16 protein-coding genes are annotated in these 21,417 nt (G+C 60.8%); 9 read left to right on the forward strand and 7 right to left on the reverse strand.

Annotated elements, in window-relative coordinates:
* Window positions 1-247 precede the first annotated feature (247 nt).
* Window positions 248-2,050, forward strand: a complete 1,803-nt coding sequence (locus NCT03_RS27985) for an ABC transporter ATP-binding protein (protein ID WP_250494722.1) — start codon at window positions 248-250, stop codon at window positions 2,048-2,050.
* 68 nt (window positions 2,051-2,118) lie between these two features.
* On the opposite strand, the gene NCT03_RS27990 is transcribed toward NCT03_RS27985, so the two are convergent.
* Window positions 2,119-2,706 carry a DUF308 domain-containing protein gene (locus tag NCT03_RS27990; protein ID WP_244830465.1) on the reverse strand — a complete coding sequence of 196 codons (588 nt, stop codon included), beginning with the start codon at window positions 2,704-2,706 and terminating at the stop codon, window positions 2,119-2,121.
* 154 nt (window positions 2,707-2,860) lie between these two features.
* Between NCT03_RS27990 and NCT03_RS27995 the strand changes: the two genes are divergently transcribed.
* Window positions 2,861-4,342, forward strand: coding sequence for an HD domain-containing phosphohydrolase (locus tag NCT03_RS27995; protein ID WP_250494723.1), 1,482 nt, complete (start codon window positions 2,861-2,863; stop codon window positions 4,340-4,342).
* A 40-nt stretch (window positions 4,343-4,382) separates the two neighbouring features.
* Here NCT03_RS27995 and NCT03_RS28000 read toward each other — a convergent pair whose 3' ends face one another.
* The 3 genes from NCT03_RS28000 to NCT03_RS28010 all read right to left on the reverse strand — a co-directional run bounded on the left by NCT03_RS28000 (window position 4,383) and on the right by NCT03_RS28010 (window position 8,632).
* Entirely contained in the window at window positions 4,383-5,180 is a 798-nt protein-coding gene (locus NCT03_RS28000) for an SDR family NAD(P)-dependent oxidoreductase (RefSeq protein ID WP_250494724.1), read from the reverse strand.
* Between the two features lie 47 nt (window positions 5,181-5,227).
* Complete coding sequence (locus NCT03_RS28005) at window positions 5,228-6,325, reverse strand: alpha/beta fold hydrolase (RefSeq protein ID WP_250494725.1); 1,098 nt, start codon at window positions 6,323-6,325, stop codon at window positions 5,228-5,230.
* 348 nt (window positions 6,326-6,673) lie between these two features.
* A complete protein-coding gene (locus NCT03_RS28010; RefSeq protein WP_250494726.1) occupies window positions 6,674-8,632 on the reverse strand; it encodes a PhoX family protein in 1,959 nt (652 codons plus the stop codon).
* Between the two features lie 622 nt (window positions 8,633-9,254).
* Here NCT03_RS28010 and NCT03_RS28015 point away from each other — a divergent pair.
* The 5 genes from NCT03_RS28015 to NCT03_RS28035 all read left to right on the forward strand — a co-directional run bounded on the left by NCT03_RS28015 (window position 9,255) and on the right by NCT03_RS28035 (window position 14,272).
* Complete coding sequence (locus NCT03_RS28015) at window positions 9,255-9,983, forward strand: Crp/Fnr family transcriptional regulator (protein ID WP_250494727.1); 729 nt, start codon at window positions 9,255-9,257, stop codon at window positions 9,981-9,983.
* 276 nt (window positions 9,984-10,259) lie between these two features.
* Window positions 10,260-11,021 (forward strand): 3-oxoacyl-ACP reductase, encoded by a 762-nt coding sequence (locus tag NCT03_RS28020; RefSeq protein WP_250494728.1) that lies wholly within the window; start codon window positions 10,260-10,262, stop codon window positions 11,019-11,021.
* A 67-nt stretch (window positions 11,022-11,088) separates the two neighbouring features.
* Complete coding sequence (locus NCT03_RS28025; protein ID WP_250494729.1) at window positions 11,089-11,835, forward strand: dienelactone hydrolase family protein; 747 nt, start codon at window positions 11,089-11,091, stop codon at window positions 11,833-11,835.
* Between the two features lie 276 nt (window positions 11,836-12,111).
* Complete coding sequence (locus tag NCT03_RS28030) at window positions 12,112-13,758, forward strand: carboxylesterase family protein (protein WP_250494730.1); 1,647 nt, start codon at window positions 12,112-12,114, stop codon at window positions 13,756-13,758.
* Between the two features lie 121 nt (window positions 13,759-13,879).
* The gene (locus NCT03_RS28035) at window positions 13,880-14,272 is read left to right on the forward strand and encodes an EAL domain-containing protein (protein ID WP_350030179.1); all 393 of its coding nucleotides are present in this window, start codon (window positions 13,880-13,882) and stop codon (window positions 14,270-14,272) included.
* Between the two features lie 168 nt (window positions 14,273-14,440).
* Here NCT03_RS28035 and NCT03_RS28040 read toward each other — a convergent pair whose 3' ends face one another.
* The 3 genes from NCT03_RS28040 to NCT03_RS28050 all read right to left on the reverse strand — a co-directional run bounded on the left by NCT03_RS28040 (window position 14,441) and on the right by NCT03_RS28050 (window position 18,642).
* Window positions 14,441-15,271 carry a MetQ/NlpA family ABC transporter substrate-binding protein gene (locus NCT03_RS28040; RefSeq protein WP_250494731.1) on the reverse strand — a complete coding sequence of 277 codons (831 nt, stop codon included), beginning with the start codon at window positions 15,269-15,271 and terminating at the stop codon, window positions 14,441-14,443.
* A gap of 110 nt (window positions 15,272-15,381) precedes the next feature.
* Window positions 15,382-17,109, reverse strand: a complete 1,728-nt coding sequence (locus NCT03_RS28045) for a glycerol-3-phosphate dehydrogenase/oxidase (protein ID WP_250494732.1) — start codon at window positions 17,107-17,109, stop codon at window positions 15,382-15,384.
* Window positions 17,110-17,124: 15 nt separating this feature from the next.
* Complete coding sequence (locus tag NCT03_RS28050) at window positions 17,125-18,642, reverse strand: FGGY-family carbohydrate kinase (RefSeq protein WP_250494733.1); 1,518 nt, start codon at window positions 18,640-18,642, stop codon at window positions 17,125-17,127.
* 178 nt (window positions 18,643-18,820) lie between these two features.
* Here NCT03_RS28050 and NCT03_RS28055 point away from each other — a divergent pair, with 178 nt between their 5' ends.
* Together NCT03_RS28055 and NCT03_RS34215 are read left to right on the forward strand one after the other, a co-directional pair.
* Window positions 18,821-19,798, forward strand: a complete 978-nt coding sequence (locus tag NCT03_RS28055) for a sugar-binding transcriptional regulator (RefSeq protein WP_250494734.1) — start codon at window positions 18,821-18,823, stop codon at window positions 19,796-19,798.
* Window positions 19,795-21,402 carry an FGGY-family carbohydrate kinase gene (locus NCT03_RS34215; protein ID WP_250494735.1) on the forward strand — a complete coding sequence of 536 codons (1,608 nt, stop codon included), beginning with the start codon at window positions 19,795-19,797 and terminating at the stop codon, window positions 21,400-21,402. The genes NCT03_RS28055 and NCT03_RS34215 overlap by 4 nt, the downstream gene beginning before the upstream one ends.
* Window positions 21,403-21,417: the final 15 nt, after the last annotated feature.

Below are 21,417 nucleotides of genomic sequence, written 5' to 3' on the forward strand. Positions count from 1 at the left end.
CCAGATTTCCGCACGTCCGGAAGCGAAGCAGCGGATGCCGTTGGTGGGAGTTCCCGGAGAAGCGTGTTTTCTTACCGACCGCTCATACGGTCTGCGCACGTCTGTTCATGCGGTCTTGCCATTCGTTGTGAGGTAAGCTCGTCTCGCGGACAACGGGACCGTCTACGTTGGCGGGCTCGCCACGTGCGACCAGGCATCCACTGCATATTCCGGATCATCTCTCATTCTAATGTCGCCTAGCAGAACCATGAAAATGCTGCGTCAGGTCGGCGAGTTTCTCAAGCGAGCTACGCAAGCGTTCATGCTCGTCTGGAGCACGTCACCGCTATTTCTCAGTGGGCTTCTCGTCGCGACCATCGTTGCCGGCGTGCTTCCCGCGGCGGCCGCGGTCATTGGGCAGCGTATCGTCGACGCGGTCGTCACGGCCTCCCACGAACCAGCGCATCGCTTACATTGGCCGGTCGTTCGCTATCTCCTCCTCGAAGCATTGGTGCTCATCGCGCTTGCGGCAAGCCAGCGGTCGTTGTCCTTGCTGCAGGCGCTACTCCGCGCGCAACTCGGGCAGAAGGTCAACCTGCTTATATTGGAGAAGGCTCAAAAATTGAGTCTCGTTCAATTCGAGGATTCAGAGTTCTACGACCGCCTTGTAAGAGTACGGCGAGACGCGTCTTCACGGCCGTTGTCGCTCGTGATGAAGTCGCTCGGTCTGGTACAAAACCTCATCTCCGTCACGACTTTCGCGGTGTTGCTCGTGAGGTTTTCGCCATGGGCGCTTGTCATTCTGGTCGTCGGTGCCATACCGAGCTTTATTTCCGAAGCGCGATTCTCGGGTAGCGCCTTCCGGCTCTTTGGGCGAAGGACGCCCGAAAGCAGACAGCAGAATTACATCGAGTCTCTGCTCTCGAGTGAAGCGAACATCAAGGAAGTCAAGCTGTTTGGCTTTGCCCCGCTTCTTCTGCAGCGCTATCGCGACACCTTCGAGAAGCTCTATGCCGAAGACCGCGCACTCACGTTGCGACGAGACGGTTGGGGCTTTCTGCTCGGCGTGGTCGGCACCATCGCCTTCTACGCGGCTTATGCATGGATTGTCCTTGAGACGGTGAGCGGAGCCATCTCGCTGGGTCAGATGACGATGTACCTCGTGCTGTTCAGGCAAGGTCAGAGTGCGGTGAGCAGCAGCCTGTCCTCGATTGGCGGGCTCTACGAGGATGGTCTCTACCTGAGCGACTTGTTCGAGTTCCTCGCGCAGCCCGAAAACGTGAGCTCCGGTCATCTGACTCAAGGAACGTATCCGGGACAAGGTCTGCAGTTCGAGCGTGTGTCGTTCGCTTATCCGGGTGCCGAGCGCCCGGCACTGACCGACATCAGCTTCGATTTGAAGCCTGGGCAGACACTTGCTTTGGTAGGCGAGAACGGCTCGGGCAAGACCACGCTCATCAAGCTTCTCACGCGCCTTTACACGCCGTCCGCCGGTCGTATCCTTCTCGATGGTTCGGACCTCCAGGAGTGGGACGAATACACACTGCGTCGCCGGATCGGTGTCATTTTCCAGGACTTCATTCGTTACCAGTTCAAGGCTGGCGAGAACTTGGGCGTCGGCGATATCGAAGCCTTCTCGGACAGGACCCGATGGAGCGAAGCGGCGCAGAAGGGCATGGCTGCCGCGTTCATCGAGCAGATGGAGAACGGATACGAGACTCAACTCGGACGCTGGTTTGCGGGTGGTCGAGAACTCTCGGGCGGGCAGTGGCAGAAGATTGCACTGTCAAGGGCCTATATGCGGGAAAGCGCGGATATCCTGATTCTCGACGAGCCGACCGCCGCCCTCGACCCCGAAGCCGAGGCTGGGGTGTTCGAGCAGTTTCAGGCGCAGTCAGGGCAGCGGATGTCCATTCTGATTTCACATCGTTTTTCGAGCGTGCGAGGAGCCGACCAAATCATCGTGCTGGACCAGGGGCGGATACTGGAAAGCGGAAGCCATCGACAACTACTCGCGCTGAATGGACGTTATGCGCACCTGTTCGGCCTACAGGCGCAGGGGTACAAATAAAGGTGCTGTACATCGCGGTCGTTGTAAGGGCGTTCTTCGCTGCAACCCATCTCGGCGCGCTCGATTGCTCAGACCGTGCTCGCGCGATGGCGCCGAAATTGCGCAGCCGATAACCACAAGGCCGAGATAAGGAAGTAGGCCGCACCGACGCCCGCGTAACCGGCTATCTTCGAAATCGCAAGCGTAAGAGGTGCGGGTGTAAGCGCCAGAAAGAAGCACCCTGCAAGTGCCGATTGCGCGCCGCTAAGAACCATGGCCCATTGCGCGCCGAAGCGCTTCCATCGACGTAACGCGGTGGCGAGTTGAAGCAGCCCGGACAAGATGGCCCAGACGCCGACGACGCCGAGGACCCATGCCGTATTCGTTTTGAGCGCAATGATCACGGCGGCGGTCGTGGCCGCGCTGATCGCAACGTTGATCGCCTGCGTGCGATTGCCGGTCTTCCCGCCGCTTCGCGACATGTCGATATAGTTCGCGAGCGCATCCCATGCCGGGTAGATGACCAGCAAAACCGCCGCGCCGGCCACGGAGTGCAATCCGACCACGAAGGCCAGCGCCACCCATACGATCGAAACCGCCGCGCGGGTGAAATAGTAGTTCTTGAGCCAGCGCTCTGCGTTGGCGAGCGTTTTTTCTGGCAGTGAGTAGTCGGACATGGTGACTCCTTGCAATGACTGGTTGGCGCTTCACGATGACCGAGATCTTTGCACCTCGCGCGTGCACTGTGCATCGGTCAAATGACCGAGGCTATGGGAAATCGATGTCGCGTATAGTGGGCGCATTTCCGTGCAAAACTCCCGTGGTCATCCCATGACTGATCAGGAAGCCGGCCAGTCTCCCTTGCTCGTGTTCGATTGTGTGAAGGCGCTCGCCTTCATCGGTGACTTGAGCATGGGGCAGCCAACCGACCACTCGCCTCGTACGGCGTGGCTCGCCTCGCGTCTGGCGAGTGCGGCCGGTCTCGCGATCGCGAATGCCGACGTAGTGCGCGAGGCGGCGTTGCTGCGCTGGTCCGGTTGCACGGCAAATGCGTCGGGCTTCGCGCAGGTTTTCGGTGACGATGTAGCGTTTCGCCAGGCCATGCTCGAGGATCATCCGGATTGGGCGGAACCGCTCGAAGCGCTCGGCGACGCTGGCGCGGCGCTCACGCCGCTTGCCGTGACCCATTGCGAGGTCGCGGGAGAAGTGGCGCGCATGCTCGGACTCGCGCGCGCGACCGAAACGGCGTTGCGGCACATCTTCGAGACGTGGGACGGTCGCGGCTTGCCTTCGCATCTCACGCACGAAGCGGTTCCCGTGCCTGTGTCCATCGTCTCGCTAGCGGGCGATCTGGAAATCTACAGCCGCGTGTATGGCGTGGACGGGGCGCTCGCTAAAATCGCGAAGCGCGCCGACATGCGCTATCCGGCAGTGCTTGTAGGATATGCGAAGCGCCATGCGGTGCATTGGCTGAAGGAGTTGGATTGCCTGACGCCCGCCGAAGTCGATGCGGTTCTTTCAACCGCGCACATGCGGCAGACCACTTCGCCGGAGTTGATTGCAGACGTCATCGACCTCAAACTTCCGTGGATGACGGGCTTCTCGCGCGCGGTTGCATCGACGGCACTGGCGGCGTGCGCCCGGCTCACCTCGAGCGATGAAGCGCGCGCCCGGGTCTATCACGCCGGGTTGATCCACGGCATTGGCCGCGCGTCGGTGCCTAACGCGGTGTGGAATCAACCGGAGCGTTTGAGCGAAAGCGCGTGGGAAAAGGTGCGTCTGGTGCCGTACTGGACGTCGCGTGCGGGACGTCTGGCGGGCGCGATAGGTGAAGCGGCGGAGGTCGCATCGTATGCCTATGAACGCCTCGACGGCTCGGGCTATTTTCGCGGCGTGCGCGATCAGGCGCTTGGGTTGGAAGCGCGCGTGCTGGCCGCGTCTGTTGCATGGGTGGCGCTTCGTTCACTGCGTCCGTGGCGAGCGGCGCTTTCACCCAACGAGGCCGCACAGAGAATGCTCGACGAAGTCGCTAAAGGCCGCTTCGATGCCAATGCGGTCGATGCGCTGCTCACCGACGCCGACGCTCCCGTAAGACATCAGGTAAGCGATGCTCCGTCGCGTGCGCTGCTCTCCGTGCGAGAGATCGACGTCTTGAAAGCGATCTCACGCGGCGCGAGTAACAAGGAAGCCGCACGCGAACTCGTCTTGAGTCCAAGCACGGTGCGCACACACGTAGAGAATATTTTTCGCAAACTCGAATGCTCGACACGCGCGGCGGCAACGCTCAAGGCATCGGCAATGGGCTGGCTTTGAAGCGCGCATGTCTGGCGAGCGTGCGCGCTTCGTATCAAAATCAGTTCTGGATTGCCTGAACCGAGCCGCCATCCACCCGAACGTTGCTGCCGTTGATGAACGACGCACGATCCGAAACCAGCAAAGCGATGGCCGCCGCGACTTCCTCGGGCTGACCTCGTCTCTTTTGAACGATTCCCGGCCGTTCCTCGTCGAGAAAACTCTTGACCGCCTCGTCGAAGGACACGCCCATTTGCTTGGCGCGTTTTTCCATCATGCCGTTCGTCATGCCGGTTTCGATGAATGCAGGCGAGACGGTATTGCACAGCACGCCGTGTGCAGCCTCTTTGTAGGACAGATTTTTGATGAATGCAGCAAGCGCGGCCTTGGCAACGTTGTACACCGCCTCTTCCCAGTAAGGCTGCACCGCGTTCTCGGACGTGATGCAAACGAAGCGCCCCCAGCCTTTCGCACGCATGGGCGGAATGGCCGCACGAGCCACACGTACAGCCGAAAAAAAGTCGGTCGCCCAAGCTTCCTCGTAGTCTGCATCCGCCAGTGCGAGCGGATCGCCTTTTGCGCCGGTAACGCCAGCCGTATGAACCACGATGTCGATCTGCCCGAACCGTTCCGTGCCTCGCTTGACGAGATCGTCTACCTCTTGTTGCTTGGTCATATCGGCCGCAATCAACAAGCTGGATTGCGCGAGCGCGCCGCTTTCCTTTTCGAGCTTTTGTTGATCCACGTCCGACAGCACCAGATGCACGCCTTCCTCACTCAATTGTTTTGCAACCGCGAGACCGATGCCGCCGCTCGCGCCGGTGATGAGCGCCACGCGCCCCCTGATTCCCAAGTCCATGGATTCCCCTTAGTTGATTGATTCCGCAACCACGCAAGTCGTCGTGGCTAAAGCGTCTCTGCAAAATTCAGCATCTCCTGTGCCAAGATCCGCGGCGTCTGCAAGGGCATGAGGTGGCCTGCGCCATCGATCACGCTCACGTTGCCATTCGGAAAATGCTTCAATGTTGTCATGCGTTGCTCGTCCGGACCGGGCACTTGCTTATCGTCCGCGCCGCAAACGAGCAACGCCGGATAATCGAGCGTACCGATGCGATCGCTCCAATCCTCCTTGCTGCCGCCGTCCACCCATGCGCGCCAGGCAACGAGATCGACGCGTTGGGCATCGCGGATTGCGACTTCGCGAACATCATCCGGCAAGCGGTGTGCGCTCGATTCATCCACGAACGCTTCCGCTTCCGGCCGAGTCTTGCCATACGCTCGTTGCTGTTCCCGGTCCTGCTCGCTCATGGGTTGCGGTCCGGGAGGCGAGGGCGCGACGAGGATCAAGCCTGCCAAATAGTCCGGCTTGCGGGCCGCGAGCACAACCGCGACTTTGCCCGTCATCGAATGACCGACGAGCACGCAACGTTCGAGTTGCAATGCACGGATGGTAGCGTCGATGTGATCGGCCATCTCGCTCACGCTGTAGCCTTCGATATGCGCGGCATCGCCGAAGCCGGGGGTATCGAGCGCGACGCAAAGGTGTTCATGGTCGAGAAAAGGCAACGTAGGAAACCAAGTACGGTGTGAGCCGCCTAAAAAATGCATGAGCACGAAGGTGACGTCGCCTTGGCCCTGTCTGCTGTAAGGGAGCATGAGTTTCTCTGGATGGTCGGGACCGAGCGCTGAATTCGTTCCTCGATCAGCGCTCCAAGTGAGCGCTTTAGCCAGATTTGTACCCGTGGATCGTCTTTGTTCGTTGGCGGAAAAGCAACTGCATACTCTGACGAATAAAAGAAATGCTGCATCCAACACCCAGGCTTCTACGTATTTGATTTTGCAGCGGCATGTTTGACCCGTCGCGGCTCTATCAAAATCAGACCGACGAATCGAACACGGGTGTCGAGGCTTGTGGTCCTTAAGGAGTTCCGAAATGGCAAAGACTGCGTCGTATGTCCAGGTTTCGTGCGTGTTGGCTTCACTCGTTTCCGCGCTGGTGTCCATGCCCGCGCTGGCGGGCGGAAACGGTAACGGCGGGAGCGGCAGCGGTGGTGCTCATGGCGCGGCTACGTCCGAAAGGACCTACCACAGCGAGCCAGTGTCGAGTCCGTGGAACAGAGATCCGGGAGATGTGAACCGAACCTATGAGCCGGGCAACAAAGCCTCGTCGCAAGCCATGCCGCAGAGTTCGGACATGTCGTCGGGTGCCGTCAAGTAGTTTGCTTGAGGCGAACGCGTCGTAGCGGTTTTTATCGTCAGGCCCGACGGTCGTGAGCGACACTGCGGGCCTGGCTGCAGATTCAAGTTCGATTCATCTATCGCAGATGCGGCGAAGTGCCGGCATGCCGCTTCTCAAGCTTTCGCCAGCCTGATGCTGCTCGCGTCGCCAGTGAGATAACCGACAGTCGCGCCGAATCGATCCTTATAATTCGCGCGCAGTAAAGGATCGACGGTCGCCTTGACCTTGTCATGCAGCGGACTCTCCCAGTCGCCCGCATGCTGGAAGTTGCTCATGATGTAGGTCCAGCCGTTGATCTCGTCGACCGCGTGTAATCCGGTGGATTCCGCCGCCGACGGGCACGAAAGCACGCGTGCAAGCGTTTGGGTATCGACGTTATAGGCCCAAAGGAAGTTGTTCACGTGTGTGCTGGAATCTTCGCCGATGAACAACGTGCGCAGCTTCTCCGAGAACTTCAGGTTGTCCGGATTCGCGATCTTGTCGGGGTTCGCGAGGTTGCCGAGCGCGTCGGGCGCAGCCAGGTCCTCGCCGACGAGCGCGGCGGGCGCGGCCATGTCGACCGGCACCCATTCGCTGTCTATCGCCGCGCCCGTCACGTCTTTCTGACCGGCCTTGAGATTGAGCGCGTACACTGCGCCTGCGACGATGGTCTTGTCGACCGCGACATCGCGCGAGGCCGCGTTGCCCTTGACCATCGATTTCTCGACTCGGGACATCGCCGTGTACACGATCTTGTCCTTCGAGTTGACCGTCGTGCCTTCGAGCTTCGTGAATCCCAGGCTGCCGCCAATAAGCGCCGCATAGCGGTGCGTTTCCAGATACGCCGCCGCTTTGTCCATGCCCGGCTTGACGCGGACCCAGTTGAACGTGCCGTTGAAATTGATCTTCGTGTAGCTGGCGTCCGCCGGGTCCGCGGTGGCGATGTCCATGATGTCGGCTGCCTTGAGTGATCCGGCGAGTGCTTCGATTTCAGCGCTCGTGGCATTGCCGATGCGAATCCACGAGAGGTTCGCCGATCCCGCGCCCGCCGAGGAGGTCTGCGTCCACTTGGCGACGTACAGCGTGCCTGACGAGAGGTCCGCCGCTTTGTCCGCGATGAACATGAACAAGCCGCCGTTGGTCGCGTCGTCGCCCATCATGACGGTGCGTTGGTCCGGCATCACCTGGATCAATTCGTGTGAAATGCGTCCGAGGCAGTAATGCTTTTTGATCGATGCCGTCCCGTCCGGATTCACCGTGACTTCCGGCAAGTGCCCGTAGTGGTAGGGATTGGCGCGCGTCGCGTTGCCGTATAGCGCTAGGCTGAAAGCCTTGAACTGCGCGTTCTTCGCGATGCTCGACGCGTCCGGCTCGTACTCCTCGCTCGACAAGTGCGTATTCCAGGGCGAAAGGCTCGCGCCGCACGTGATCCATAGACCGTTCGCTTTCGAGGTGTCTACGTTGTGATATTTCACCAGCGTGAGGTGGCCCGTCGTCGGGTTCTGATCGAGCGTCAATACCGCGATAGGCGAGGGTAACTGGCCGTACTGCGACGCGAGGCTCTGATCCCGCGTGGTGTATTCGAACTGCACCACGGCAAATACGGTCTTGCCCTTGATGCCCGGCACCGTTGCATTGGCAAGCGTGAGCAACGAACTGCCGTCGGGGCAGTCGGAATAAAACTGACGCTCCTTGCCCGGCACCGAGGTATCGACGATCGGCTGGCCGTTGATATCGTAATAACCGCCTGCAAGGATGTTGCCGCCACTGCCGTTCGGTACCATGTCGCCGGTGACGAAGAACGGTTGATAGGCGAGCTTGTACGCTTGCGTGGTGCCATCCGCGAACGTGACGTTGAGCGACGACTTTACCGTGGTCGTCGCCATCGACGCGGGGTCGTTAAGCGTGGGTGCGGCCATCGACGTGAATGCCGCGCTTGCGAACGCCGCGGTGGCAGCCGGGGCCGCATTGGAATCACTGCCGCCGCAGCCGGCGAGCGTCGTGGCGGCGGCGAATCCGCCGAGCGGTAACATCGGCGCCCCCGCAAGAAGTTTAAGCGTGCGGCGGCGGGAAAGATTCGTCCGGTCGGACATGGGGAGTTCCTGTTTTTATCGATGATCGGGGGATCAGGCTGCTTAGGCACTCGGCCCGCGTGCAGCGTCGAAAGAGGAATGTAAGGCCGGATGATGAAATGTATATGACAGGAAAATAGAATTATTTAGAAAGAATCGGGTTATGTTCACGCACATGTTGGAGAGCATTCGTCGAAAGGGCAAGAATCACTATCGGCGGCACGATGGCAAGCAAGCAGTCGGAGCGCGGCGGAGGTCGGGTGGCTGACTTTGCCTAAAACAACAGACAGTCGTGCTCGGATTTTTGACTCACGACGATGGCTGGCAACAGAGCGATTCGTTCGATTCTAAGAAGAAGAATCAGCGGTGGCGATCTTCAAAGACGCTTGAGCCAAATTCAGCCATTAATGCCTTAACGTCTAAAGAAGCAGCTTCTTAGCTGGCTGTCACCACTTCGACAAAAGCCGTTCAAGGCTTAAGATCAGACCTTGATGGCGCCTTAACAAGACGACTGCTAAGACGCTAAGCGCTTATAGCTTTCGCTTGACAGGACAGCTGCCAGACCAACAACCGCTTAAGGCTAAAAGCAACCTGCAAACGAAAAAATGCTAAGGTTATGCAATAGCTTAAACGAGCGAAGAGCATGCTGAATTTGACATCGGATCTGCATGGTAATGCCTTGCTATGTTCGCTTCCCGCGCCGGAGTGGAAAGAGATCGCGCGCCATCTGGAGTTGATCGAACTGCGTAGCGAACAACGCCTGTATGATCCCGGCCAACAAATGCAGTATGTCTATTTTCCGACTACGTCGATCATCTCGCTTCTTCACATGGTGGAGGACGGTGCATCGACCGAGATTGCCGCCGTCGGGCGCGAGGGCATGACAGGTTTGCCGGTGCTAACGGGCGGCAAGTTCATGCCAACGCGTGTTCAGGTCCAGTTTCCCGGATCTGCGTACCGCATCAAGGCTCATGCGTTGCGTGAACTCATTGGCCGTTCGGCGTTCTTGCGCCGTTTAATGCTTCTATACACGCAGGCGTTGCTGACCCAGGTTGCACAAACAGCCGCGTGCAACCGACATCATTCGCTGCGCCAGCAATTGTGCCGATGGTTATTGACGCAAGCGGACCGGGCGCCGTCAATGGTTTTGCGCGTCACCCAACAAGGCGTCGCGGACAGCCTTGGCGTGCGAAGAGAAGGCGTCACCGAGGCGACGGGCAAACTTCACGATGCAGGCTTGATTCGGCACGGCCGAGGCAGCATTGAAATTCTCGATCGCGCTGGTTTGGAGAAGCAGGCGTGCGCTTGCTATTGCATCTTAAGAAAAGAATTCGAAAAGATTCTGCGACCGCGACAAGTCGATCTCGCCTGAGCGAATTGGGTTTAGTGGCTGCATTGACGGTTGCTGGCAAGAAGCGCGTGGCTTGCAATTTTTTCGAGCGCTCTGGCGAAGGCTGATAGCCGCGCAGGCGCTGTCCGAAGCCACGCTATGGTCTAGCTAAATTAGACGCAAAGATTGCTCGTGACGGAACTGCGTGCGCCTTAAACGAAGGCTGCGGCGCGCCTGAAGCGCGTGTGTACTTACGCGCCGCTTAACCCCATGCTGCATAATGCATCGGCTATTCCAGAACAAACCTTGGAGATGTCGATGCTGCTGTCTGAACAAAACGTACTCGTCACCGGCGGCGCGCGCGGACTGGGCGCGGCGATCACTGAAGCCCTCGCGCGTGAAGGCGCCAGTGTCGTCATCAACTATCGTCGTAGCGAAGCGCAAGCGAACGCGCTGGTCGAGCGGCTTGGACCGCGCGTCGTGGCGGTTCAGGCCGACATCACGGATCAGGCATCCGTCGCGCGTCTGTTCGACGAAGCGCTCGCTAAAAGCGGCCGGCCGATACATGCCGTCGTGAACAACGCGCTTGCCGAATTCAGCTTCGATGGCGACGCGCGACCGAAGATCGGCGATATCGAATGGACGCGCTTTCAGCAGCAGATCGAAGGCGCCCTCAAGGGCGCGCTCAATACGATTCAAGCCGCGTTGCCTGCAATGCGTGCCGCTGGCTTTGGCCGTATCGTGAATGTCGGCACCAACCTTTTTCAGAACCCCGTCGTGCCTTATCACGACTACACGGCGGCCAAGGCGGCATTGCTCGCGTTGACGAGAACTGCATCGAACGATCTCGGACCGGACGGCATCACGGTGAACATGGTGTCCGGCGGACTCTTGCGCACGACCGACGCCAGCAGCGCGACGCCCGAAGCCGTGTTCGATATGGTTGCCGGATTCACGCCGTTGCGCCGTGTCACGACGCCGGAAGAATTCGCCGACGCAGTGCTGTTCTTTCTCTCACCGTGGGCGCGAGCGGTGACGGGACAGAACCTCGTCGTCGATGGCGGTTTGGTCAAGGATTGAAGCGTCTTGCTCACACATGATCTCTCGACAATTCCCAAGCACGGCTCTCGACTCAAGGCACGACATCATGGCTTATGAAAACGTGAGCGTTTCCACTCGCGACGGGACGTGTCCCGTTCACGTTTTCACCGCCGATACGGCAACGCCCTCGCCGGCCATCGTCTTCTACATGGATGCGGGCGGCATACGTCCAGCTGTATCGGATATGGCGCAACGGCTGGCGAACGCGGGCTATGTCGTTCTGCTGCCAGACCTTTTCTATCGCTACGGTTCGTATGGGCCTTTCGATCCCGTGGAAGTATTCAAGGGCGATGTGCGAGCGATCCTCGGGCCACTGATGGTCACCACGGGTAACGCGAAGGCGGCCGAAGATACAGAAGCATTGCTTGCCTACATCGACACGCGCACGGACGTTGAACCCGAACGTATCGGCGCGGTCGGTTTTTGCATGGGCGGCGGCATGGCTATCACCGCCGCTGGCCAATATCCCGATCGCTTCGCGGCGGTGGCAAGCTTTCACGGCGGCAATCTCGCAACGGATGCCCCTGACAGCCCGCATCTTTCAGCGCCACGACTAAAGGCCGAACTCTATATCGCAGCGGCCGACGCCGATGGAAGTTATCCGTCATCCATGGCGCAGCGCTTCGAAGACGCGTTGAAGCAGGCCGGCGTTCGGTATGTCGCTGAGACCTATACCGGCGCCGCGCACGGCTGGATGAAGCCGGATTTTCCGGTCTACGACCAAGAGGCCGCCGAGCGCGGTTGGTCCACGATGATCGAATTCTTCGATCGGACGCTCAAAGGTCCGGTCTGAAATCTTCGCGCGATGATCATGTCGTCGCGCGATCGTAGTAAAGCACCGCTTACGAAGTCCCTATCCGCCGTTACGTTGGTGCGGCGCGTCACAGCACTAATTACCTTCGTCGCATCCCACTAGACCATAAAGAGAAAAAACGATCGTAAGGTGTTCTCCTACTGATCCGCATGCGAACTAGTCAGTACATTTACAAAAACAAAACGGCTGACGCGATCGACCGAAGGCACGTTAGCTCATGCGTTCGATCCATGCATTCAAACGAGGAGAGAGACGATGTTCAGGAAACCGGACGATGACGCGAGCCAGAAGCACGGCGTAAAAGCGAGCGATGCGCGTCGCGAAGGCATGAGTCGGCGAGACTTTGCCAGATTACTCGGCGCCGCGCCGCTCGCGTTGCTCGTCGGGTGCGGCGGGGGCGGAGACGATTCATCCAATTCTTCAGGGACGTTGGCGCTCGATCCAACGGCCAAAGCCGCGAATCCAGACACTTACACCGACTTCGAATGGTACAAGTGGACGTTTCCCATCGACAAAACGCTGGATGCAGTCGGGACAGCAAACGACGGCGTCGGCCAGATGTACGTGCGGCTTTACACGCCGAAAACGGTGGCATCGACGACATATCCGCTGGTGGCCGTGCTGGGCGGGTTGGGCAACGACGCCAACATGACGGCCAACTTTTATGCCTCCAACGGCGCGGCGGATTTCGCAAACGCGGCCTTGCAGGCGAAGTATCCGTCATACATCGTGACGGTGACCGTGCCTTGGGAAGCATGCGTCAACTACGACGCCGAGATGGTCTATATGAACGCCATCGGCGAGTTGATGAAGGCCATCTCGACGCGCGTAGGCAATGTCGACTCGACGCGCATATACGCAACAGGCATCTCGCAGGGCGCGGGTTGGTCCTACGAAGCGGCATCGTTGCAACCCGATCTGTTCGCGGCACTCTTCATCAATTCAGGAACGGTCGTCCATACGACCTGGGGCAACGAAGCAGACCTGACCAAGCTAAAGGACGTCAACCTCTATATCGCGCACGGGGCGCAGGATCAGTACATTCCAGTGAACGAAGCGTACCGGGTCTACAACGACTTGTCCGCTCTCGGCAAACGCAACATCAAGCTGGACGTGGTGACGGGAACGCACGCGCTGTCGGGCACGCAGTATTTCCCGGCCACGCCCGTTACGAGTGTTTATCCGTGGCAGGACTGGCTCCTCACGCAGAAGAAGGGTGTGGGCTTCGATGGCCCCGTGCTTTCCGAGGTCAGCCCGTTCTCCGCGTATCAGTGGGCGGGCCGCTCGGTATTACCGGATGTGCCAACTTGGGCTACCGACGTACCGTACGCAACGTGGACCGAGCCACAGGACAATCCGACCTGGGACACCATCAAGACCCGGCTTGCTGTTTCCACGGTGAACGGAATGAGCAGCGGCGGCTATGTGATCGGACGCTTTCGTATCGGCGACGAAACGCAGACCACCTATGACAGCGCGACGACGGCAACCGCGGGTCTCAAGTCCGGCCAATTGCTATGCATGACCATTCAGGGCTACACCGGTGCGTACGGGGACGACTTCGCCTCCTTCAACGCAAACTGGACCGTGGAATGGGCCGTGATGGCGGGGCAGGTTACGAGCATCGTCTTGACGAATCAGGCGAGCCCGGCGCCCATTGCCCGACCGAGCACGGTGAACTTGACGAACGGCGGCGGCCCGAACGTCAATAACTCGCTTGCGACGCCGAATGTCCTCGATGGCAAGCAGGTCTATCTGAGGATCGCTCTCGCGGACACTTACACGGGCACTGCGCTCAAGGTTTATGTGCGCTTCACCAGAAAGTTATCGAGTGCGCCGCGAGGGCCGGAATATGCGTCGTACTGGCATGTCGTGGACTTGCCTGTGAATCTGGCTGCCTGATTTATCGATGTGGGAAAACGGCGCTTCATACTCATGCGCCGTTATTCCGCAATCGCGTCGGTGCCCGCTCGCTGGCTGCTGCTTGGCGCGCGGCATTGACCACAGGATCGAAGTCCAACGCATGGACGACCCGAACCATGCTATCGAAACCCTCGACCGTCTGCATGCGCTCGGCATTCGCCTGTCTGTCGACGACTTCGGCACCGGATACTCTTCTTTGTCGTACCTGAAGCGCATGCCCGGGAACGAGATCAAGATCGATCGATCCTTCGTCATGGGCATGACGGATCATAAAGACGACGAGACCATCGTGCGCTCGACCATCGATCTCGGGCACAACATGGGACTGAAGGTCGTGGCGGAAGATGTCGAGAGCGAACAAATGATGACGCGCCCGCGGGAGTTGCAATGCGATCTTGCGCAGGGATTTCATTTGAGCCGCCCGCTGCCGCCGGCCAAGCTCGAACTCTGGCTCGCGGGTTGGGTCGAGGAGAACAATCTGCGTTTCGCGTGAACTCATCCGCAGGTCACGTTCATCCGTTTTTCTCGTTCGACGACATTTCCGATGCAAGCCGATGCATGGACATCCATGCCGCCAGCGCACGAACGTGGGCTTGCTTCGATCAAACGATTGCTCGCTTCGAGCAGTCGCGCACAGCAGTGAAGGGGGCGCCGCTCGAAGTCATCGAGAAAAATAGTCGGGCAGCCGAAAGCCGTCATACGCGTGATTGCCGACGATGGCTTGCCTGAACGCATCCGAACGATACGCTTCGACGATATCGTCGGTGGTCTGCGAATGCTGGTTCGCGGCTTTCACCACGACCTGATTCACGTAGGGCGAAGTCATCTCCTCGAGCGCCAGCGCCGTGGTCAGAGCGTGTCCGCTCGATACCGCGAAGTTGCCCTGAATCGCCGCAAAATCCACGTCTTCCAGCGCGCGCGGCGCCTGTGCCGATTCGAGCAGCACGAGCTTGATGCCGGCAGGATTATCGGTCACGTCGCGCTCGGTTACATCGACAGGATTCGGATTCGGACGGATGCGAATCCAGCCGATACGCTGAAGGATCTTGAGCGCGCGTTCCAGATTGACGGGATCGTTGGGCACTGCAACCGTAGCGCCTTTCCGGACCTCGGCAAGCGCATGGTGCTTCGTGGAGAAGAGGCCCATCGGTGGCGTGGGCACTTGCACCACGCCGACGAGATCGGTGCCGTTGCGGTCGTTATAGGACTTCAGATACACGCTGTGCTGCATCACGTCGGCCGCTATCTCGCCGCGATACACCGCCTGGTTCGCTTCCAGGCCGGTGCTGAACTCGACGTAGCGCACGGTGTAGCCCTTCTTCGAGAGTTGCGGTTCGACGCCCTGACGAAACTCGTCCGCGTAAGGGCCGGGCACGAAGCCCACTCGCAGTGTGTGCGCGGCATTGTCCGCGGCGAAGCCGGGCGAGATGAAGACAGCTTGGCTCAACGTCAGCGCGAGCAGGAACGTCCTGAGTTTTACCGGTGCAATCATGGGAATGAGTGGGCTGAACGAAAGCAGAAATCGTATCAACGCAACCCATGCGGGCGGAACAGATTGATCGAGCTAACCTTAGTCCGCAATGCGATAACCGAGGCTTCGCATCAATCGATAGTCTGTCGCGCGAGTTCGACTCTGGGCAGCGCAATGCCATGCCGCTCGCGAGCCGCTTGACGCGTCGCATCGATTTCCTTTTGCTTGCGAAGTTCGTCCCAACCCAGCACCTGTGCCGCGATCTCCGCGCCTTCGAGCAACAGCGCGTTCGTCAGATGTCCGGAGATCGCGATCGTCGTGCGACGGAAGAATAGGTCCGCAAGACGCGTGACCATGTCGTGCGCGCACAGGTACTCGATCTCGCGCACCGTGAAGTCCGATGCGCTGCCAAAGGGCCGATCCGGTGCGCCCGCGCAAAACGCCGCGACTGCCGAAGCAGTCGTGCCATAGCGCGTGAGCAAGCCGTCGGCACGCTCGGCCGACACCCCATACTGTCGAACGACATCGCCGATCCATTCGGCCCGTGCATACGCATCGCGCGGAAAATCGCGGCCTCCGCCGATCGCCGTGTGACGCGTGCGGACCGCGCGTGAGCGTCCGAGGCGTGCGAGCGTGTCGTCGGTGACCGTTTCGGCGAATCCGCGAAACGTCGTCCACTTGCCGCCGACGAGCGATAAAACCGGGACTTGCGTGCCGGCAAGACGATCCACATGCATCGCATGATCGCGGCTTACATCGCCGGGATCGGCGGCATTGGAATAGGGCAGCGGACGCACGCCGCTGTATCGGAACGCAATGTTCGATTCGTTCAACACCACGCGTGGAAAAACTTCCCGCAGCGCGCCGAGCATGTAGGCGACTTCATCGTCCTCGCAGCGCACGGCGTCGGGCTCGCTTGTGCGGATATCGGTCGAGCCGATCAGCAACTTGTCCATGAAGGGATAGATGAGCGAGATGCGCCCGTCCTTCGAGCCGTAGTACACCATGCGGCCGCGCAGTTGCGCATGGAGCTCGGGGTGATCGACGATCAGATGCGAACCCTTCGTCCCGCCGATGTACTTGCTTTTTATGCCGAGCGAAGCATTCACGCTGTCGATCCACGCCCCGCCCGCGTTGACGACGACCTCGGGCCGCACCGCGACGAGCTCGTCCGTTACGAGGTCGCGCAACCACACGACGCCGCCCTCGACGCGCTCCACGCTCGTGTAATTGGCCGCCGCCGATTGCTTGCACGCGGCAAGCCCGTCCGCGACGAGTTCGAAATTCAGGCGTTCGGCTTGCGTCACCTTGGCGTCGTAATACGTGGCGGTCGCCTTGATTGCCGGATCGAGCAGCGGCAGGCCTTCAAGCGATTGCGCTCGCGTCGCGAGATGATGACGCGGCATCGTGCGGTCGTGCCGTCCCAAGAAGTCGTACATGGCAAGGCCGATCTTCGAGATGATCGCGCCGCGATCCGCAAGCTTGGCCTTCATGCCGAAGAAGCGTCGAGCGGACGCCACCATGCCGCCGAAGTACGAGTGAATCGGCAGCACGGTTTCGAGCGGCAGCACGTAATGCGGCGCGTTCTTCAGCAACAGGTTGCGCTCCAACGTCGATTCGGCGACGAGGCGAAATTCGCCCGTCTCCAGATACTTCACGCCGCCGTGTATGAGCCGCGATGGCGCGCTACTCGCACCGGCGGCAAAGTCGGTCTTGTCGATCAACAGGCAGTCGACGCCTTGCAGCGATAAATCGCGAAACACACCCGCGCCGTTGATGCCGCCGCCCACGATCAACACGCCGATCTTCGGGCTCTGCTTCAACCGGTCGAGAAAGAAATTGCGGTTTCGTTCTGTCATCGAGATTCTCCGGCTTCAATGCGAGGTGGCCGCGCGGTCGAGCGCGGGCCACAAGGGCTGAACTGCGGCGATGAGTTGCGACCAGAGCGCGTACGCGTCGTCGAACTTCGCGTGGCGTTGCGGGTCCGGCGCATGCGTGCGCGCAACGCGGCAGGCACGCGCCACGGCATCGGCAAGCGAGTCGAAAACGCCCACGCTGACGCCTGCGCAAAGCGCCGCGCCGAGCGCGCTCGCCTCCTGACTTTCGGGTATGTCGATAGCGATGCCAAGCACATCCGCGAACGACTGAGCAAGCAACGGACTCGACGATCCACCGCCCGTCAACCCCGCACGATGCGCCGGAAAAGCGCTCGTCAACGCTTCGATGTGCCAGCGGTGATTGAACACCATGCCTTCGAGCACCGCACGCGCCAGATGCGCGCGCCGGTGCCACGAGCGCAAGCCGAAGAACGACGCGCTCGCCGGCTGCTCGAACGGAGAACCGAACAGGAAGGGATGAAACATGACCGAACTCGGTTCGGCCGACACCGCCTGCACTTCGTCGCTGATGAGATCGAACAGCGAGCATCCGCGCCGTGCCGCTTCCTGCGTTTCGTGCTGAAAGAGTTCGCGCAAAGCCCAATCGACATTGCTCGACGAAGCGGGCGAAATCGACATGTTCATCCACTGGCCGGGCCGTGTGCCGTTACGGCACGACCAGCGCGGATCGAGTTGCCGCCGATCCGACAGTATTTCGTTGATGCTGAACGTTCCCGCCGTCACCGACAACACGCCCGGTTCGGCGTTGCCCATGCCGAGGGCGCTCGACGTGACGTCGTGCAGCCCGGTTGCGACGGGCGTGCCTTCCTTCAAGCCGGTTTGCGATGCGGCAAGCGCCGTCACGCGGCCGGCCTGCGCCGTGGACGCGACGATGGGTGCGAGCGCCTGGCCGATAGTCCCCAGGCCGTACAGCGCCATGACCTCGGCGCTGTACTGCTGCGTGTTCACATCGGTGAAGGACGAACTGGCTTCGGTTGGATCGGTGGCGGGGACGCCCGTGAGACAGAGCCGCAGCCAGTCCTTGCAAAACAAGACATGGCCGATCCGCGCGAAGCGCGCTGGCTCGTTGAGCTGAATCCATTTCAGCAGGCTGACGGCGGCGTACGGATAAGGCTGCTGTCCGGTCAATGACAGCGCCCGTTCCAGCACGCCTTCCTCGCGCCAGCGTTCCCGGACGTCGAAGGCGCGGCTGTCGAGCGAGAGAATGCCGGCGCCGAGCGGCGCGCCCGCGCAATCCACGAGATAGAGCCCATCGCCGTGTCCGGTTACGCCGACGGCCGCAATGGAACCAGGCGCAATCTCGCTCAACGCATCGCGAATGGCGCCACAGGCCGCATCCCAGGTTTCTCGCATGTCCCGTTCGACATGGCGCGCACGCGGCTGCCGCTGTTCGACGCGCCGGCTGCCCACCGCGACGGTGCGCCCGGCCGTGTCGAAAACAACCGCCTTCGTGGCTGTCGAACCGCTGTCGACGCCAAGCAGATACGTCTCCATCGTGTCTCCGAATTTTTTGTTGCATCGCGTCAAGCCGACATTCCGCCTTCGGACTGCGCGATGCTTATCTAGGGTTATAGCGGATGGTAATCGAGGATCGGGTTGCCTATTGTGCTTACAGTGAAAAAAATTTCAGCACGTAGAAAAAATATCACTTCAACGTGCGCACGGAGACGACATGACGAAATCCGCCGACAGGCGTGACGCCGAGGACAGTCTTGCGATTCGCGCGGCGTGGCTGCACTACGCCGCCGGTCAGACGCAGGCCGACGTCGCGGCTCGTCTCGGCGTGAGCAGTGTCAAGGCGCATCGGCTGATCATGCGAGCGAATCAGAGCGGCGCAGTCAAGTTCACCATCGACGGCGATGTCGCCGAATGCGTCGTGCTCGAAGCGGAGCTCGCGCAGCGCTTCGGTCTTAGCTATTGCGAAGTGGTCCCCGATCTGAACGAAGGCGATCTGCCGCTGCGTGCCCTTGGCGTCGCTGGCGCGCACTTCATGCAGCGCGAGATCGCGACGCGGCAAGGCGGCGTGATCGGCATAGGACATGGGCGAACGCTCGCGGCCGTCGTAGAGAACATTCCGCGCCTGGACGCGGGCACGGTGCGCTTCGTGTCCTTGCTTGGCGGCGTCACGCGCAAATACACGGCAAATCCGTATGATGTGATTCACCGGCTTGCCGAGCAGACGGGCGCGGTGTCGTATGTGCTGCCGCTGCCGTTTTTCGCCAACAAGGCCGAGGATCGCGAAGTGTTGCTGGCGCAGCGTGGCGTGCGCGAAGTGTTCGACATGGCGGCGCATGCGGATCTGATGGTCGTCGGTATCGGATCGGTGAATGCGGACGCGCAACTCGTCGCATCGCAAATGATCGAGCCCGACGAAATTCAGGAGGTGCGCGACAAGGGCGGTCAAGGCGAATTGCTCGGACATTTTTTCAGCGATACCGGCCAATCCGTCGAAACATCGCTGGCGGCGCGCACGGTCGCGCCCGAACTCGACGACCTCAAGGGCCGGCGCATCATCGCGATTGCGGGCGGCGCGTCGAAGATCGCGGCGATTCGCGCGGTGCTCAATAGCGGCCTTCTGAGCGGACTGATCACCGACGAAGCCTCGGCGCTGGCGCTGAAGCTGGAACCTGTCGCGACGGAGGCGGCGTGATAAGCGAGAACGCACGCGATCTTCTCATCGGCATCGACGCGGGGACCTCGGTCATCAAGGCCGTGGCCTTCGACCTGACGGGACGGCAGATTGCCGTCGCCTCGGTGCCGAACCGCTACACCACGAGCCCCGATGGCGCGGCGACTCAATCGCTCGATCAAACTTGGGGCGACTGCGCGAAGACCTTGCGGGATCTGGGCGCGAAGATCGAACGTCTCGCGCAACGCACGCGCGCGCTGGCGGTGACGGGTCAAGGCGACGGCACATGGCTCGTCGGCGCAGGCAACAAGCCGGCGAGCGACGCATGGCTATGGCTCGACGCGCGCGCCGCGAACACGGTGCGGCTGTTGCAGGAAGGATCGGCGAGCCGCGCGCGGTTCCAGGCGACCGGCACGGGACTCGCCGCGTGCAGTCAGGGCGCGCAGATCGCGCACATGGCCGCGACGACGCCCGAAGTGCTCGAACGCACCGAAGTGGCACTGCATTGCAAGGACTGGCTGTATCTCAACCTCACCGGTGTGCGCGCCACCGATCCGTCCGAGGCGAGCTTCACCTACGGCGACTTTCGCACGCGCCAATACGACGACACGGTGATCGAAGCGCTCGGCCTTACCGCGTGGCGCGACCTGTTGCCGGAGATCGTCGACGGCACGGAGATCATGCATCCGATGACGTCAGATGCCGCCGCCGCGACCGGCCTGCTCGAAGGCACGCCCGTGTGTCTGGGCTTCGTCGATATCGTGCTGACGGCGCTCGGCGCGGGCATTCACACGGAAGGCGCGACGGGCGCGAGTTGCTCGATCGTCGGCTCCACGGGCATGCACATGCGCGCGATGCACAACGCCGACATCCATCTGAACGCGGAAGGCACGGGGTACGTGATCGCGTTGCCGGTGCCGGGGATGTCGGCGCAAGTGCAGTCGAACATGGCGGCGACGCTGAACGTGGACTGGGTGTTGAATCTCGCGTGCGATCTGCTCGCGCAGTTCGGCACGAGCCTTTCGCACGGCGACCGGATGAAGTGTATCGACGGATGGCTGCAGTCGGGACGTCCCGGTGCGCTTCTGTATCACCCCTATATCTCCGATGCCGGCGAGCGCGGTCCTTTCGTGGACCCGAACGCGCGCGCGGATTTCATCGGACTCACGAGCGAGAGCCGCTACCCGGATCTGTTTCGCGCGGTGGTCGAAGGGCTCGGCATGGCCGCGCGCGATTGCTATACGTCGATGGGCATTCCAATGCCCGATGAACTGCGTCTCACCGGCGGCGCGACGCGTTCGGGCGCGTTGCGCGGCGTGCTCGGCGCGGTGGTCGGCGCGCCGGTGCGTATCTCGCTGCGCGAGGAAGCGGGCGCGGCGGGCGCGGCGATGATGGCGGCGGTCGCGCTCGGCGTGTATCCCGACATGAACACGTGCATCGCGCAATGGGTGACGCCGCTGCTCGGACAAGTGGAAGCGCCCGATGCGGAACTGACGCAGTTGTATGCGCAGCTTTTTCCCGCGTATCGGAAGGCGCGCGAGGCGCTCGTACCGACCTGGGATGAAACGGCGCGGTTGCTGAAATCGCGGCATCGGCCGAACGCGCTAGCCGCGGGCCTCAACTAACGTCGAACATGGAAC

Origin of the sequence: Caballeronia sp. GAWG1-1 (genome assembly GCF_023631465.1) — a bacterium.
Classification (GTDB): Bacteria; Pseudomonadota; Gammaproteobacteria; order Burkholderiales; family Burkholderiaceae; genus Caballeronia.